The sequence below is a fragment of the Mycobacterium sp. E342 genome (assembly GCF_001667665.1).
Classification (GTDB): Bacteria; Actinomycetota; Actinomycetes; order Mycobacteriales; family Mycobacteriaceae; genus Mycobacterium.
The window spans coordinates 24419-39861 of record NZ_LZJM01000074.1 but is presented as its reverse complement, the minus strand read 5'-3'; the positions used below and the strand labels follow the sequence as shown (position 1 = coordinate 39861).

At 68.8% G+C, this 15443-nt stretch carries 16 protein-coding genes and 1 tRNA gene; 7 read left to right on the top strand and 10 right to left on the bottom strand.

From position 1 onward, the window contains the following. Positions 1 to 17: 17 nt before the first annotated feature. The 5 genes from kasA to aceE all read right to left on the bottom strand — a co-directional run bounded on the left by kasA (position 18) and on the right by aceE (position 6984). Positions 18 to 1268 carry a 3-oxoacyl-ACP synthase KasA gene (kasA, locus tag A5692_RS04355; protein WP_068052597.1) on the bottom strand — a complete coding sequence of 417 codons (1251 nt, stop codon included), beginning with the start codon at positions 1266 to 1268 and terminating at the stop codon, positions 18 to 20. Further along, positions 1265 to 1609 carry a meromycolate extension acyl carrier protein AcpM gene (gene acpM / locus A5692_RS04350; protein ID WP_067917886.1) on the bottom strand — a complete coding sequence of 115 codons (345 nt, stop codon included), beginning with the start codon at positions 1607 to 1609 and terminating at the stop codon, positions 1265 to 1267. Before acpM ends, kasA begins: the two co-directional genes overlap by 4 nt. Positions 1610 to 1691: 82 nt before the next feature. Next, a complete protein-coding gene (locus A5692_RS04345; protein WP_068052595.1) occupies positions 1692 to 2612 on the bottom strand; it encodes an ACP S-malonyltransferase in 921 nt (306 codons plus the stop codon). A 137-nt stretch (positions 2613 to 2749) separates the two neighbouring features. Next, positions 2750 to 4078: a CdaR family transcriptional regulator gene (locus A5692_RS04340; protein ID WP_068052592.1), complete on the bottom strand. Its 1329-nt coding sequence runs from the start codon at positions 4076 to 4078 to the stop codon at positions 2750 to 2752. Between the two features lie 116 nt (positions 4079 to 4194). Then, on the bottom strand, positions 4195 to 6984 hold the full coding sequence (gene aceE / locus A5692_RS04335) for a pyruvate dehydrogenase (acetyl-transferring), homodimeric type (protein ID WP_068052589.1): 2790 nt from the start codon (positions 6982 to 6984) through the stop codon (positions 4195 to 4197). A 182-nt stretch (positions 6985 to 7166) separates the two neighbouring features. On the opposite strand from aceE, the gene A5692_RS04330 reads away from it, so the two are divergent. The 4 genes from A5692_RS04330 (at position 7167) to A5692_RS04315 (ending at position 8859) form a co-directional block, all read left to right on the top strand. After that, positions 7167 to 7748 (top strand): hypothetical protein, encoded by a 582-nt coding sequence (locus A5692_RS04330; protein WP_068052586.1) that lies wholly within the window; start codon positions 7167 to 7169, stop codon positions 7746 to 7748. 106 nt (positions 7749 to 7854) lie between these two features. Continuing rightward, positions 7855 to 8277 carry a DUF3052 domain-containing protein gene (locus A5692_RS04325; RefSeq protein ID WP_068052670.1) on the top strand — a complete coding sequence of 141 codons (423 nt, stop codon included), beginning with the start codon at positions 7855 to 7857 and terminating at the stop codon, positions 8275 to 8277. After that, positions 8277 to 8738: a peroxiredoxin gene (locus tag A5692_RS04320; RefSeq protein WP_068052583.1), complete on the top strand. Its 462-nt coding sequence runs from the start codon at positions 8277 to 8279 to the stop codon at positions 8736 to 8738. The genes A5692_RS04325 and A5692_RS04320 overlap by 1 nt, the downstream gene beginning before the upstream one ends. A gap of 46 nt (positions 8739 to 8784) precedes the next feature. Then, positions 8785 to 8859: transfer RNA gene (locus A5692_RS04315), tRNA-Val, on the top strand. Positions 8860 to 8892: 33 nt separating this feature from the next. Here A5692_RS04315 and A5692_RS04310 read toward each other — a convergent pair. Beyond that, positions 8893 to 10173, bottom strand: a complete 1281-nt coding sequence (locus tag A5692_RS04310; protein ID WP_197514349.1) for an NRAMP family divalent metal transporter — start codon at positions 10171 to 10173, stop codon at positions 8893 to 8895. 78 nt (positions 10174 to 10251) lie between these two features. Here A5692_RS04310 and A5692_RS04305 point away from each other — a divergent pair, with 78 nt between their 5' ends. After that, positions 10252 to 11373 (top strand): epoxide hydrolase family protein, encoded by a 1122-nt coding sequence (locus A5692_RS04305; RefSeq protein ID WP_068052667.1) that lies wholly within the window; start codon positions 10252 to 10254, stop codon positions 11371 to 11373. Here A5692_RS04305 and A5692_RS04300 read toward each other — a convergent pair. After that, positions 11370 to 12185: an oxygenase MpaB family protein gene (locus A5692_RS04300; protein ID WP_068052664.1), complete on the bottom strand. Its 816-nt coding sequence runs from the start codon at positions 12183 to 12185 to the stop codon at positions 11370 to 11372. The two genes, A5692_RS04305 and A5692_RS04300, sit on opposite strands and share 4 nt — an antisense overlap. A 76-nt stretch (positions 12186 to 12261) precedes the next feature. On the opposite strand from A5692_RS04300, the gene A5692_RS28845 reads away from it, so the two are divergent. Together A5692_RS28845 and A5692_RS04295 are read left to right on the top strand one after the other, a co-directional pair. Beyond that, complete coding sequence (locus A5692_RS28845) at positions 12262 to 12414, top strand: hypothetical protein (protein ID WP_156765924.1); 153 nt, start codon at positions 12262 to 12264, stop codon at positions 12412 to 12414. Between the two features lie 64 nt (positions 12415 to 12478). After that, positions 12479 to 13423, top strand: a complete 945-nt coding sequence (locus tag A5692_RS04295; protein WP_068052577.1) for a cobalamin biosynthesis protein — start codon at positions 12479 to 12481, stop codon at positions 13421 to 13423. Here the strand turns inward: A5692_RS04295 and A5692_RS04290 are convergent. The 3 genes from A5692_RS04290 to A5692_RS04280 are packed head-to-tail and all read right to left on the bottom strand — an operon-like array spanning position 13405 to position 15359. Next, positions 13405 to 14235, bottom strand: coding sequence for an SURF1 family protein (locus tag A5692_RS04290; protein ID WP_068052573.1), 831 nt, complete (start codon positions 14233 to 14235; stop codon positions 13405 to 13407). The genes A5692_RS04295 and A5692_RS04290 overlap by 19 nt on opposite strands. A 1-nt stretch (position 14236) precedes the next feature. Then, entirely contained in the window at positions 14237 to 14728 is a 492-nt protein-coding gene (locus A5692_RS04285; RefSeq protein WP_068052570.1) for a low molecular weight protein-tyrosine-phosphatase, read from the bottom strand. Continuing rightward, entirely contained in the window at positions 14721 to 15359 is a 639-nt protein-coding gene (locus tag A5692_RS04280) for an HAD-IA family hydrolase (protein WP_068052661.1), read from the bottom strand. The genes A5692_RS04285 and A5692_RS04280 overlap by 8 nt, the downstream gene beginning before the upstream one ends. Between the last annotated feature and the right edge of the window lie 84 nt (positions 15360 to 15443).

Below are 15443 nucleotides of genomic sequence, written 5' to 3'. Positions count from 1 at the left end.
GTCGCCCGACGCCGTGCTCAGTACCGCCCGAAGGCGAGCGCCACGTTGTGGCCCCCGAATCCGAACGAGTTGTTGATGGCGTAACGGAATTCGCCGTAGCGAGGTTCGCCCGCGACAACATCAAGGTCGATCTCGGGATCAGGGGTTTCATAGTTGAGTGTTGGCGGTATCACGCCGTCCCGAAGGCTCAATACCGTGAGAACAGATTCCAGCGCACCGACCGCTCCGATGGAGTGGCCAAGTGCGGATTTCGGTGCGTACACCGCCGCTTGCTCGCAGCCGGCGACCCGGATGGCGTTGGCCTCGGCCGTGTCGCCGATCGGTGTCGCCGTCCCGTGAGCGTTGACGTGGTCAATGTCCTTGGGGGACAAGCCAGCCAACTCCAGCGCCCGCGTCATCGCCCGTCCGGCGCGCACGCCGTCGGCCGCCGGCGCCACCATGTGGAAGGCGTCCGAGGTGATGCCGGCACCCATCAGCCGGGCCAGCGGCTTGGCGCCGCGGGCCTTGGCGTGCTCCTCGGTCTCGATGAGCATCATCGCCCCGGCCTCGCCGAACACGAAGCCGTCGCGGTCCTTGTCGAACGGCCGTGATGCGCGTTCGGGCTCGTCGTTGCGAGTGGACATGGCCCGCATCATGGAGAACGCCGCGATGGGCAGCGCCTCGATGGGGCCCTCGACGCCACCGCACACGGCGACATCGGCGTCGCCCATGACGATCTGACGCCACGCGTGGGCGATCGCTTCGGAGCCCGACGAGCAGGCCGACACCGGGGTGATCACCCCGGCGCGCGCCCCGAGCTGCAGGCCCACCACCGCCGCGGCGCCGTTGGGCATGATCATCTGAACGGCGAGCGGCGACACCTTACGGGGGCCGCCCTCGTTCATCAGGTCATAGCTCTCCACGATCCGCTCGGCGCCGCCGAGCCCGGTGCCGACCACGACCGAGAACCGGTCGGGGTCGAGCTCCGGGTTTCCGGCGGACTCCCACAGCTGAGTGCTCAGCAACTTGGCCAGCCGCTGCACATAGGACATCCGCCGCAGGTCGAGCCTGCTCATGTGCTCGTCGATGGGCTCCTTGAGGTGGCCACCGATCTTGACGGGCAGGTCCCACTTGCTGACGAACTCGTCTTCGAGAACGTGGATGCCGCTTTCGCCGGCCAACAAACCCTTCCACGTGCTCTCGATGTCCGGCGCGACCGACGTCGTCGCCGTGACGGCGGTTACCACAACACTGGGGTAACCGCCATTAGCAGTGGAAGGCTTGCTCACTTGTCCGCGTCCATCCTCGCCTTGACGTTGGCGACGGCGTCGGGGTTCTCGGTCTCCAGCTTGGCGCGCAGGGCCTCGGCGGCCTCGGGGTTCTCTTCCTCGAGCTTCTGGATGTAGGAGACGACGTCACCGACGGTGCGCAGACCGGCGAGGTCCTCGTCCGGGATCTTCACGCCGTACTTGTCCTCGGTCTGCACGGCGATCTCAACCATCGACAGCGAGTCGATGTCCAGGTCGTCGACGAACGACTTCTCCGGGGTGACCTCGGACGGCTCGATACCGGTGACCTCTTCGATGATCTCCGCGATACCGGCGATGATTTCTTCCTGGCTGACGGCCACAGCGTCTTCCCTTCGTAATGTGTTGTGTTAATCGAACAGAGCGTTCTTATAGAGCTGTATGTGGTTGTACTGGATGCGGCTTTTAGAGTTCTGCCAGTGCGTCCAGGTCTGCGGGTGCCTTGACGGCGCGGGTCGTGACCCCCCGAAGTTCTCGTTTGGCGATACCCGTGAGAGTGCCCGCAGGGGGGAACTCCACGGCCGCCGTGATCTCGCGGTCACGCATGGTGGCCGTGCACAGATCCCAGCGCACCGGCTGGGTCAGCTGGGCGACCAGCGCCTCCATCGCCGCCGCCGCGGAGGCGACGGGCTGCCCGTCGCGGTTCGACAGCAGCGTGGCGGTGGGCTCGGCGGTCGCGACGGCGGCGGCAGCGGCGGCGTAGCGATCGAGGGCCGGAGCCATGTACTTGGTGTGGAACGCCCCGGCCACTCCGAGCGCGCGGACCCGGGCCCTGGCCGGCGGGTCCTCGGCCAGCTTCTCCAGCGCCGTCAGCGGGCCGGCGGCGACGATCTGGCCGGCGGCGTTGCGGTTGGCGGGGAACAGGTCGAGCTGCTCGAGGCGGGCCAAGACCTCGGCCTCGTCACCGCCGAGCACGGCGGACATGCCGGTCGGCTCGATGGCGCACGCCTTGGCCATCTCGGCGCCGCGGGTGGCGGCCAGCGCGACGGCGTCGTCGGCGGCCATCACACCGGCGATCGCGTACGCCGCGATCTCGCCGACGGAGTGGCCCGCCACGATCAGGTCCGCATTCTTGGTTTCGGCGGCAAGCAGGCCGCGCTTGGTGAGTTCCTGGTGGGCCAGCAGGGTGGCGGCGACGACCAGGGGCTGGGTGACCGCGGTGTCGGTGATCTCTTCGGTCGACGCGGTGGTGCCCAACCGGACCAGGTCGAGGCCGCTGGCCTTCGACCACAGGTCGAGCTGATCCGCGGCGCCCGGCAGGTCGAGCCACGGCGAGAGCATCCCCTCGGTCTGCGAACCCTGTCCGGGCGCAAGCAATGCAATCACGTGTTTAAGAGAACACTGTGGAAACGGTTTTGGCGGGTGTAACAGATTATGAACCTGGTCTTAGGTTTTTGTGTGGTCCCTACAAAATAGCTCCGTAAGCTACGTGTTCGATACCGCGCTGCGACCTGTTGCCTGGGTCACTCTGACTCGGATTGCCCCACGATAGCGGCCCTGACCGGCAGCGGAACGGGAGGCATCGGTTTGGTGGCGACGCTGGCGGGGGCGGTGGGGTAATTGAGCTGCCCTACGGTCGCCGCCACTCGCAGCACGTATGCGTCGCGGGGCTGGGTGGGATCGCGTCCGGTGAAGTCGGTGATCCGCTTGAGCCGGTAGCGCACCGTGTTTGGATGAACGAACAACTTTCTGGCACAAGCTTCAATCGCGCCGCCACAATCTAAGTAAGCGTCAAGAGTCTCGATGAGCGTGGGCCCCGCGTCGGCCAGCGGCCCCATGACGTCGGTGTGCAACGCCACGATGGCCGAGGCGTCCCCCATCAGGGCGCGTTCGGGCAGGAGCTCCCGCGCCAGCACCGGCCGCGGCGCCCCCCGCCAGCCGCCGACGGCGTTCATCCCGGAAATCGCCTCGCTGGCGCTGTGGTAGGCCGCGGTCAGCATCGGTGCCGTCGGTCCGATCACCACGGGCCCGTCGGAGAACGCGCTCAGCAGTTCGCCGAGGAATTTGTCGGTTGGCGACAGTTGGCCCGACACGATGGCGACCAGCCAGGTGCCGTGCACGTCCGTGAGGGCCGCGCGGCCGTGCCGTGCGGCCACGTCGCGGACGTGCTGGCTGGCCCGCTGGCTGTCGCCCGGCCCGGTGGTCCCGTCTCGGCCCGGGGCTGGGGCCCCGACCACGACGGTGGCCGGGGCGGTGGTGTCCCAGTTCAGTGCCGCGGCCCGGGACAGCAGCTCGGGGCCGGTGTCCCCGCGGACCACCGCGTCGACCACGCTGGCCTCCATCCGGCTGTCCCAGGTGCCGCGCGCCTCGGCCGCGTTGGCGTAGGCCGACGCGGCGGTGAACGCCAGGTCGCGGCTGTACTTCAACACGCCCACGGTCAGCGCGGTCAACTGATCCTCGGAGCGGGCCACCAGCGGCAGCACCTCCTCGAAGAACTCCATCGTGACGCGCACCATGTCGACGCTGTGCCGCAACGCGATCCGGCGCGCCAGGTCCTGGGGCACCAGCTCGAAGGCCTGGGCGGTGTAGCTGACGTTGCTGTGCGGGTCCTGCATCCACTCGACGAAGTTGTTGATGGCCGTCTGCACCACCAACGCCACGCTGGCCCGCTGCGAGGCTTCCAGGTCGGCGAAGAACGGCAACCGGTCCTGCATCACCGAGACCGCTTCGGTGGCCAGCCGGCCGGAGTATTGCTTGAGCCGGCGCAGCACGGAATCAGGCACCGTGTCCAGCAGCTCGAGCGGAGACCGGGGCTGCTTGGCGAACGGACCGGCGAACGGGTTGTCATTCACCCCTAAAACCTACGCCACTTTTCTAGAAGGATCCCCCAAAGGGTGGGTGCGTTTTGGGTGCCCGAGCACCCGCGAACGTGAAGCTAGCTTCACGCTCGGCAGAAGGCGCTGGCCCGCTAGGCCACGCCGGGGTCGGACGTCTGCTCGGGTGCCGCCTGCACGTCGTCGATCTTGTACTGGCGCGCGGCCGCGACGGGAACCGAGGGGTCGATCTCGCCGTCGCGCGCCAACGCCTCCAGCACCGCCACCACCTGCGACTCGGCGTCGGTATTGAAGTAGCGCCGGGCGGCGGGCCGGGTGTCGGAGAAACCGAACCCGTCGGTGCCCAGGGTGACGAACGTGTTGGGCACCCACGGCCGGATCTGCTCCGGGACGGCGCGCATCCAGTCCGAGACGGCGATCACCGGGCCGCTGGCGTTCGCCAGGGCCTGGGTCACGTAGGCGGTGCCGGCCGGCCGGTCGGGGTGGCGCAGCTTCGCCTTCTCGACGGCCACGCCGTCGCGGTTCAGTTCGCCCCAGCTGGTCACCGACCAGACGTCGGCGGCGACGTCCCACTCGGCCGCCAGCATCTCGGCCGCCTGCAGCGCCGACGGCATGGCCACGCCGGAGGCCAGGATGTGCGCCGTGTTCGCGCGCTGTTCGGTGGCGGGCCGGTACCGGTAGATGCCCCGCAGCACGCCCTCGGGATCGAAGTTCTCCGGCTCCGGCGGCTGCACGTACGGCTCGTTGTAGATGGTGATGTAGAAGTACACGTCCTCGGGATCCTCGCCGAACATCCGCGCCAGGCCGCTTTCGACGATGTAGGCGATCTCGTAGGCGAAGGCCGGGTCGTAGGCCACCACCGCCGGATTGGTGCTCGCCAGCAGCAGCGAGTGGCCGTCGGCGTGCTGTAGACCCTCGCCGGTCAGCGTGGTGCGCCCCGCGGTGGCCCCCAGCAGGAAGCCGCGGGCCATCTGGTCGGCGGCCGCCCACAGGCCGTCACCGGTGCGCTGGAAGCCGAACATCGAATAGAAGATGTAGATCGGGATCATCGGCTCGTTGTGCGTCGCGTACGAGGTGCCGGCCGCGATGAACGAGCCCACCGACCCCGCCTCGCTGATGCCCTCGTGCAGGATGTGCCCGGTTGCGCTCTCCTTGTAGGCCAGCATCAGCTCGGCGTCCACGGCGGTGTACAGCTGTCCGAGGCGGTTGTAGATCTTCAGCGACGGGAACCAGGAGTCCATGCCGAACGTGCGCGCTTCGTCGGGAATGATCGGCACGATCCGCGGGCCAACCTCCTTGTCCCGCAACACTTCCTTGAAGGTCCGCACCGTCGCCATGGTGGTGGCGACCTCCTGGGTGCCCGACCCCTTCTTCAGCGCGGCGTAGATGTCACGCGAGGGAAGCTTGAGCGCCTTGGCCTTCGTGCGGCGCTCGGGCAGGAAGCCGCCGAGGGCGCGGCGACGGTCGAGCATGTAGCGGATCTCCGGCGCGTCCGGACCGGGGTGGTAGTAGGGCGGCAGGTAGGGATTCTCGTCCAGCTGCGCGTCGCTGATCGGGATCCGCGTGGAGTCCCGGAAGTGCTTAAGGTCTTCCAGTGCAAGCTTTTTCATCTGATGGGTGGCGTTGCGGCCCTGGAAGTGCGCGCCCAGCGAATAGCCCTTGATGGTCTTGGCCAGGATGACCGTCGGCTGACCCTTGTGGTCGACGGCGGCGCGGTAGGCGGCGTACACCTTGCGGTAGTCGTGGCCGCCGCGCTTGAGGTTCCAGATCTCGGCGTCGGTCATGTTCTCCACCAGCGCCTTGGTGCGCGGGTCGCGGCCGAAGAAATGGTCGCGCACGTAGGCGCCGTCGTTGGCCTTGTACGTCTGGTAGTCGCCGTCGGGGGTGGTGTTCATCAGGTTGACCAGCGCGCCGTCGCGGTCGGCGTGCAGCAGCGCGTCCCACTCGCGGCCCCACACCACCTTGATGACATTCCAGCCGGCCCCGCGGAAGAACGACTCCAGCTCCTGGATGATCTTGCCGTTGCCGCGCACCGGGCCGTCGAGCCGCTGCAGGTTGCAGTTGATCACGAAGGTCAGGTTGTCCAGGCCTTCGAGCGCCCCGACGTGCAACATTCCCCGGCTCTCCGGCTCGTCCATCTCGCCGTCGCCGAGAAAACACCACACGTGCTGGTCGGAGGTGTCCTTGATGCCCCGGTCGTGCAGGTAGTGGTTGAACCGCGCCTGGTAGATGGCGTTGAGCGGGCCCAGCCCCATCGAGACGGTGGGGAACTCCCAGAAGTCGGGCATCAGCCGCGGGTGCGGGTAGGACGGCAACCCGCCCCCGGCGTGGCTGTGTTCCTGGCGGAAGCCGTCCAGCCGATCCTCGCTGAGCCGGCCTTCGAGGAAGGCGCGCGCATAGATCCCGGGCGACGCGTGGCCCTGGATGAAAACCTGGTCGCCGCCGCCGGGATGCGATTTGCCCCGGAAGAAGTGGTTGAAGCCGACCTCGTACAGCGCCGCCGACGACGCGTAGGTCGAAATGTGGCCACCCACGCCGACTCCCGGCCGCTGGGCGCGGTGCACCATGATGGCGGCGTTCCACCGGATCCACGCCCGGAAGCGCCGTTCGACGTCCTCGTCGCCGGGGAACCACGGCTCCAGTTCCGTCGGGATCGTGTTGACGTAATCGGTTGACGTCAGCGACGGAATGGCGACACGCTGCTCGCCGGCCCGTTCCAGCAGCCGCAGCATCAGATATCGCGCCCGCGCCGGTCCGGAGCGCTCCAGCAAGTCGTCGAACGACTCCAGCCACTCCGAGGTCTCTTCGGGGTCGATGTCGGGCAGGTACGACGCGACACCTTCGCGGATCACCCGAACCCGGTCGGGTTCGCTTGCGCTGCTAGGGGTTTTGGCCAGATTGTGGCGCGCGAACTCGGTTGTCAACGCACTGCTCCTGTAGTTGGCGGGGGATGTGCCCTCGGGTGCTGCGCACCGTCTCCCTCTATCGTGCCGCACCGGCCTTTGGCGGGGCCAGCCGACGTCCGGTAGCCGACGCGGGTCCACCGGGCCGACACGAACGCGTGCGTGGCGGGACTTTCGGCGAAGCCACCCGGTAACGTCAGGGCGTGCTCATCGGATGGCGTGCCGTCCCTGCGGGGAGCTTCCCCAGGCGAGGCGCTCTGGCGCTCGGATGTATCGCGGCGACGCTGATGGGGATCGTGGGGTGTACCAGCGTCACCAACGGCACGGCCACACCCGACACCCAGGTGGCCCCGGCCTATCGCCAGTCGGTGTCGGCGTCGGTGTCGGCCTCCTCGGCGACGTCGCGCGTGCGCGAGTCGCAGCGGCAGCAGTCGCTGACCACCCGGGCGGTGCGCACCTCGTGCGACACGCTGGCCACCTCCAGCAAGGACGCGATCGACAAGGTCAACGTCTTCGTCGGCGCCTTCAACGCGGGCCGCGGCACCGGCCCCACGGAAGGGCCGGCCATCGACGCGCTGAACAGCAGCGCCGACACCGTGGGCAACAGCTTCAACGATGCGCTGTCCCAGCAGCTGAAGGACGCGTTCAACGCCTACATCGACGCCGCCCGCGGCGTGGCCAACGCGATCGGCACCCACGCGCCGACGGGGGAATTCAATCGGCGGGTGGACCGGCTCAACGACGCCAAGACGAAGGCGCTGAAACTCTGCCTGGCGTCCTTCTGAGGCGCCTGGTGAGGCACGAGTGACGACCGGGTTGTGGCTGTGCGACGATAATCCCCAATCGCAGAGCGCGCAGATGGCTTGCGGAGAGATGCAAGGAGGCTCCACGGTGGTCGCGGCGGATCACGCCCCGGGCTACGCCCGCAAACTGGGCATCCAACGAGACCAAGTTGTCCAGGAATGGGGCTGGGACGAGGACACCGACGACGAGATCCGCGCTGACGTCGAGGAAGCGTGCGGCGGTGATTTGCTCGATGAGGACACCGACGAGGTGGTCGACGTCGTGCTGCTGTGGTGGCGTGACGGGGACGGCGACCTGGTGGACACCCTGATGGACGCGATCAGCCCGCTGGCCGAGGACGGCGTGATCTGGGTGCTGACGCCCAAGACCGGCAAGCCCGGCCACGTGCTGCCGGCCGAGATCGCCGAGGCTGCGCCCACCGCCGGCCTGATGCCGACCTCGTCGGTGAACCTGGGCAACTGGAGCGCCAGCAGACTGGTGCAGCCGAAATCCCGAACAGGGAAGCGTTGATGCTGCCCGTCGGCGCCACCGCCCCGGACTTCACACTGCGCGACCAGAACCAACAGCGGGTCACCCTGAGCTCCTACCGCGGCGCCAAGAACGTCCTGCTGGTGTTCTTCCCGCTCGCCTTCACCGGCATCTGCCAGGGGGAGCTGGATCAGCTGCGCGATCACCTGCCCGACTTCGAGAACGACGACAGCGCGGCGCTGGCCATCTCCGTGGGTCCGCCGCCCACGCACCGGATCTGGTCGCTGGAGAGCGGGTTCACGTTCCCGGTGTTGTCGGACTTCTGGCCGCACGGCGAGGTCAGCCAGGCCTACGGCGTGTTCAACGACGAGGCCGGCTACCCCAATCGCGGCACCTTCGTGATCGACCGCTCCGGCATCATCCGGTTCGCCGAATGCAAACAGCCCGGCGAATCCCGCAACCAGCGGCTGTGGACCGACGCACTGGGGGCATTGCGGGACTGAGAGTTTTGGGTACTCGGGCGTTGTGCGTGTAGCCTGCCTCGGGCACGGGCGCGTAGCTCAGTGGTAGAGCTCTGGTTTTACACACCAGCGGTCGGCGGTTCGATACCGTCCGCGCCCACCAGTGTCGAGGCCCGCGTTCGCGGCTTCCACCCGCTCACGGCCCGACGATCAGCGACGCGATTAAAGCCAGGGCGCACACACCCATGATCGCGACGATCGCCCAACCCATGATGTTGGCGAACCGGTTGTTGGTGTGCCCGCCCATGATCGACCGGTTGTTGCCGACCAGGGTGATCATCGCCATCAACGGCGGGGCGAGCACGCCGTTGACCGCGGCGGCGTAGTAGAGCATCCGGAACGGGGGAATCCCGATGAAGTTCAGTCCGACGCCCACGAGCGTCGCCAGGGCGATCACCACGTAGAAGGCTCGCGCCTCGCGGAATGTGTAGCCCAGCCCGGCTTTCCAGCCCAGCGCCTCCGATAGCGCGTAGGAGGCCGAGCCGCTCAGCGTGGGTACGGCCAGGAAGCCGACGCCGATGATCCCGATCGCGAACAGCAGATAGGTCAAGTCGCCGGCCAGCGGCCGCAGCGCCAGCGCCGCCTCGTCGGGGGTGTCCACCGATACCACGCCCGCCGGGTGCAGCACGGACGCGCACGTCAAGATGATGAAGAACTGCACGACATTGGAGAAGCCCATCCCGACGGCGGTGTCGGCGCGCATGTCGCGGATGTCGCTTTGGAGCACGACCGGCACGCCCTTGCCGTAGAACTGCATCCGGCCGCGGGCGAAGTCCTCTTCGGCCTCCTGGTCGGCCTCCCAGAAAAAGCAGTAGGGCGTGATGGTGGTTCCGAGCACCGCCACGATGTTCAGCGCGTAGTCGCGCGACCATTCGATGTGCGGGGTCAACGCGCTGACCGCCACAGTTGGCCACCACGGATGGTGGACGACGAATGCCGCCACGACGTAGGCCAACAGGCTCAGGCACACGTACTTCAGGAACCGCGCGTAAGCCGGGTAGGGCACCGTGATCTGCAGGACGAGCGAAATCCCGACGATCACCGCCAACCATGCCAACAAGGGGGCGTGAACGAGCAACTGACCAGTTGCCGCCATCGCGCCGAGGTCGGCCCCGACGTTGACGGTGTTGGCGACTAACAGCAGCGACACAGCCACGTAGAGCACCCGGCGCGAATAGTGCTCGCGCAGCACCGCCGCCAGGCCGCGGCCGGTGACCATGCCGATCCGTCCGCAAATCTCTTGGATCGCACCCATGAACGGGTAGGTCCAGGCGGCCACCCACAGCTGGGCATAGCCGAACTGGGCGCCGGTTTGGCTGTAGGTCTGGATGCCCGACGGGTCGTCGTCGGACGATCCGGTGACGAACCCGGGTCCCAGAATGTGCCAGGCGGCCGCGGCGCGGGCACGAAGGGACACGCCCCGATGATGACACATTGGGAACGGCTAACTCGTTAGCGCTCGCGGGCTAGCCTCAGAGGCGTGAATGGTGAACCCGTGGAACCGTTTCGCATCGACGTGCCCGACGACGTCCTGGACGACCTGCACTCACGCCTGGCCCGCACCCGCTGGCCGGAGGCCGAATGCGTGGACGACTGGAGCCAGGGCATGCCGCTGGCCTACACCCGTGACCTGGCCGGTTATTGGGCCGACGAATACGACTGGCGCGCACGCGAAGCCGAGCTCAACCGCTTCGACCAGTTCGTCACCGAGATCGACGGGCTGGACCTTCATTTCATCCACCAGCGCTCACCGCACGACGGCGCGTTCCCGCTGCTGATCACCCACGGCTGGCCCGGCTCGATCGTCGAGTTTCACAAGGTGATCGAGCCGCTGACCAATCCGGCGTCCGGGCGCGCCGAAGACGCCTTCCACGTGATCTGCCCGTCGCTGCCGGGGTACGGGTTCTCCGGCAAACCCACCCGCACCGGCTGGGGCGTGGAGAGGATCGCCGAGGCGTGGGAGGCGCTGATGCTGCGCCTGGGCTACGACAGCTACGGCGCCCAGGGCGGCGACTGGGGCGCCGCCGTGACCACCCAGATCGGCCACAACCGGGGCCACTGCGCGGCGATCCACCTCAACATGCCGATCGGGCGGCCCACGCCGGAGTCCCTGAAGAACCCGACGGAAGAAGAGCAGCGGGCGCTGGCCGCATTGGCCGAGCACCGCAAGTGGGGCACCGGCTATTCCAAGCAGCAGTCCACCCGGCCGCAGACGCTGGGCTACGGGCTGGCCGATTCGCCGGTGGGGCAGCTGGCGTGGATCGTCGAGAAGTTCTGGGCGTGGGCCGATTGCGACGGCCATCCGGAGAACGTGTTCACCCGCGACGAGCTCCTCGACAACGTCATGGTCTATTGGGTGACCGACACCGGCGCGTCCTCGGCCCGGCTGTACTGGGAGAGCTTCAGGGCCTGGGGGCAGATGGATCGCGTCGAATTACCCACCGGCGTCGCGGCTTTCCCCAAAGAGATCCTGGGCGCCCCGCGGTCGTGGTGCGAGCCGGTCTACAACATCACGCATTGGACGACCATGGACCGCGGCGGACACTTCGCCGCCTTCGAGCAACCGGAGCTGTTCGTCGAGGACGTCCGCGCATTCTTCGCGACGGTGCGGCCCTAGACGATCCGCCAGCCGCGTCGCGCGCGAAAGCGCATGTCCCACAAGTAGATCTGGTATCCGAGGATCCAGATCCCGTGCGGCAGGAAGAGGTCCGCGAGCCGCAGCGCGGACAGCAGCCACTCGAACCGGCGCTGCCGGCGCTGCGACCAGTCCAGCCGCATCAGCGCGCGAAACTCCGGAGCCAGAAACCCCGTCGTCGCGAACAGATTGAACGGGCCGGCCAGCACGCGCAACGGCCACGGCAGGAAGGCCAGCGACGCCACGCCGCGCAGGTGCTCTCGCACCGGCGAGTCGATGCGCAGCTCGTCGAGCGAGCGCTTCCAGTATTCGTCGAACGCCGCCCGGTCCGGCGGCCACATGCGTTCGGGCACCTGCAGCGTGGTGCCCAGCCGCCTGGCGTCGAGATACACGGCGTCGGCGGCGTCGTCGTCGAGGGGGCCATGCAGGAACTCGTGCTGATCGACGAAATAGCGGTACAGGCACGACGCCACCCACAGCTGCAGCTTAGGGTCAAAAGCGTTGTAGGACACCGGGCTCGACGACGTGGAGCGGACCTGCCGGTGCACGGTGTCCACCGCGGCGCGGATCAACGCGCGGTCGGACTCAGTGCCGATGGTGGCGACTGCCAGGTAGGTGCCGGTGGTGCGGGCCCGCTTGAACGGATGCTGGTAGACGTTGCCGCTGTCCACCGGGCTCTCCAGCACGCCGTAACCGACGCCGGGCAGGGACAACTGCATGATCACGTTCGCGGCCGGCAACAGCAGCGCCGCCGGGTTCAGCAGGTCGGCGACCCGGGTCGCGGGCCGCTTCATCGCGGACGACGCCATGGCTTCGAGTGAACCACGTCCCGGACGTTATATCCGCCCGAAAACGGGCACGCCTAGCCGCATGAGCACCCAATTCGGCGTCTCGGCCACCGGCCCGGCGCGCCGCCGGGCGACCGCATCGGCGGGCGCGTTCGAGTCATCCCTCCTGATGTGGTGGGTGATCGTCGTGCTGATCGCCGCGGTGATCGTCGCGGGCATCTTCGCCATGGCGTAGGCCGCGCTGATTCTGGTCTTGTCGGCCGCGTAGGCGGCGCGGCAGGGTGTGAGACGCTGCCGGGGTGGTTGCGACGCGGACCCGGCTGGCCGGCGTGCTGGCCGGTTACCTGGCCGACGTCGCGCTGGGCGACCCGGCGCGGGGGCATCCGGTCGCGGTGTTCGGCCGAGCCGCCGCCCGGCTGGAGCAGTTGACCTACCGCGACAGCCGGGCCGCGGGCGTGGTGCACGTCGGCGTCCTGGTCGGGGCCGTGACCCTGCTCGGCGCCGCGGTGCAACGCACCGCCGACCGCGCCGGCCGGCCCGCCTCGATCGCGGCCCTCGCCGCGGCCACCTGGGTCTCGGTGGGCGGAACCACGCTGGCGCGCACCGGCCTGGAGATGTCGGACCTGCTGGCACGCGGGGACATCGACGCCGCGCGCCGGCTGCTGCCGGCACTGTGCGGGCGCGACCCGGCCTGGCTGGACGGCCCCGGCCTGACCCGCGCGTCGCTGGAATCGGTCGCCGAAAACACCTCGGATGCCCAGGTGGCGCCGCTGCTGTGCGCGGCCGTCGGCGGGGCGCCCGGGGTGCTGGCGTACCGCGGCATCAACACGCTGGACTCGATGATCGGCTACCGATCGGCGCGCTACGCCCGATTTGGTTGGGCCGCAGCGAAATTGGACGACGCGGCCAACTATGTGGCCGCGCGGGTGACCGCGGCGCTGGTGGTGCTCTTCGCGCCCTTGGTCAGCGGGTCACCGTCGGGGGCGGTGCGGGCCTGGCGTCGGGACGCCGCCCGTCACCCCAGCCCCAACGCCGGGGTGGTCGAGGCGGCCTTCGCCGGGGCGCTCGGGGTGCGGCTGGGCGGGCCCACCCAATACCGGCACGAGCTGCAGATTCGGCCCACGTTGGGTGACGGCCACGAGCCGACGGTGGCCGACCTGCGCCGCGCGGTGGCGCTGTCGCGCATGGTGCAGGCGGGCGCGGCGCTGCTGGCCGGGGCGCTGTGTTACCGGCGGCGGCCGTAGCGGTCGGCGAGTTTGGCCTCCACGGTCGTCGGGGCCTGCTGCGCCGCCGGCCCCTCCGCCTCTCGCTGTTCCTTTTCCCGGCGACGGGCGCGGAGCTCGGAGTACGCGAAGTAACCCAGTCCGAGCGGGGCGACGATGCCGAAGGAGATCCACTGGATGCCGTAGGACAGGAACGGCCCGGCGTCCAGGTGGGGCACGCCGATGACCCCGAGCCCGCCGGGCTGGTCCTCGGTCAACTGAAGATACGACCCTGCGAGGGGCACCTTGGTGAGCGCCGACACCTGCCCGGTATTGATCGAATACACCTGCAACGCACCGTCTTCGGTGAGGGGGTCTTTGCCGGTGGCGACGGCCTCGGAATCGCGCAGCCGAGCGGTGAGGGTGACGGTGTCGCGGGGCGGCCGGGGGATCGGCGGGACGTGGGATCCCTGCTCGGGCCTGACGTATCCCCGGTCGACCAGGACGGTGGGTCCGCCGTCGACGACGAACGGCGCCAGCACCTCGTACGCCGGCTTGCCCTCGATCACCCGCAACCGGGCCAGCACCTGGACGTTGGGCAGGTAGTGCCCGGTGGCCGTGACGCGGCGCCACTGCGCGTTCGGGGCGGACGAATCCTGCTGCGGCAACAGCGTTTTCAGCGGAACGGGCTCGGTGTTGAGGGAATACTCGATCTGGCGGTTCTCCTGCGACGTCCGGTTGTGCTTGCCCAGCTGCCAGGGCGCCAGCACCGTGAAGCACAGGTAGGTGAAGGCGATGACGACCAGCGCCAGTGCGATCCAGCCCGGCCGCAGCAGGAATGCCAGCCGACGCATGTCAACCCGACCCGTTGCGGGTGAGTCGATCGTCGACCCAGGCGTGCAGGCCGGGCAGCGAGGCCTCGATGACGGTGAACACGTCCTCGAAGTCCTGGGCGTCCCCGTAGTAGGGGTCCTCGACGTCGAGAGCGTGAGCACCCGAACGCGGATCGAAGGACCGCAGCATCCGCACCCGCTCGCCGTCGACGCCCAGCTCGCGCAGCATCCGCAGGTGGTTGCGGCCCAGGGCCACCACCAGGTCGGCCGCCAGATGGTCGGTGTCGACCTGGGCGGCGCGGTGCTCGGTGGGGTAGCCGTGGGCGCGCAGCACCTCGGCCGCCCGGTCGTCGGCGCATTCACCGACGTGCCAGTTGCCGGTGCCCGCGCTGGTCACCCGCACGGCGTCGGCCAGGCCGCGGCGGCGCAGCTGGTCGGCGAACATCTTCTCGGCCATCACCGACCGGCAGATGTTGCCCGTGCAGACGAAGGTGACGTGCAGCGGCTCAGACACCCAGCACCGCCCGCAGTTCGTCGATGGTCGCGGCGTGCGTCACCGCCGTGGGCCCGGCCGCCGTCGCGCCGGCGGGGAAGTCGTCGCGCCCGTAACCCCAGCCCACCACCACGGTGTCGATGCCGTGGGCGGCCGCGCCGTGCACGTCGTGGCTGCGGTCGCCGACCATGAGCACCCGCTCGGGCAGCGGTTGCAGCTGTTCGAGCGCGTGCGCGAGCACCTCGACCTTGGTCTTGCGGGAGCCGTCCGGGCTCGCCCCGGCGATCACCTCGAAATGCTGATCGAGCCCGAAATGGGCGAGGATGCGCCGGGCCGTCGGTTCCAGCTTCGAGGTCGCGACGGCCAGCCGGACGCCGGCGGCTTTCAGGTCGGCCAGCAGCGGCTCGATGCCTTCGAACAGGGTGTTCATCGCCCAGCCCCGGCTGCCGTATTCGGCGCGGAAGGCGGCGATCGCCGGCTCGGCGTCCTCGCCCAGCATGGTGCGGAAGGTGTCGTCCATCGGCGGCCCCACGATCCGCGCCACCAGATCGCCGTCGGGCACCGCGACGCCGACCTGGTCGAGCGCGTGCAGGAAGCTGGCCACGATGCCCTCCGCGGAGTCGGTGAGCGTGCCGTCGAGGTCGAAGATCACCAGCTGGGCCGTCAAGATTGTGCCTGTCACCTCACCATTGTCCTCGATGGGCCGGGCCGGGTGTGACGGTGTCGCTGCCGCGCC

What these genes read in the sequence shown, in the direction of transcription:
- A5692_RS04320 (WP_068052583.1), top strand. Translation starts at nt 8,277, where the DNA reads ATGCTGCCCGTCGGCGCCACCGCCCCGGACTTCACACTGCGCGACCAG.
- A5692_RS04300 (WP_068052664.1), bottom strand. Translation starts at nt 12,185, where the DNA reads ATGAAGCGGCCCGCGACCCGGGTCGCCGACCTGCTGAACCCGGCGGCG.
- A5692_RS28845 (WP_156765924.1), top strand. Translation starts at nt 12,262, where the DNA reads ATGAGCACCCAATTCGGCGTCTCGGCCACCGGCCCGGCGCGCCGCCGG.
- A5692_RS04290 (WP_068052573.1), bottom strand. Translation starts at nt 14,235, where the DNA reads ATGCGTCGGCTGGCATTCCTGCTGCGGCCGGGCTGGATCGCACTGGCG.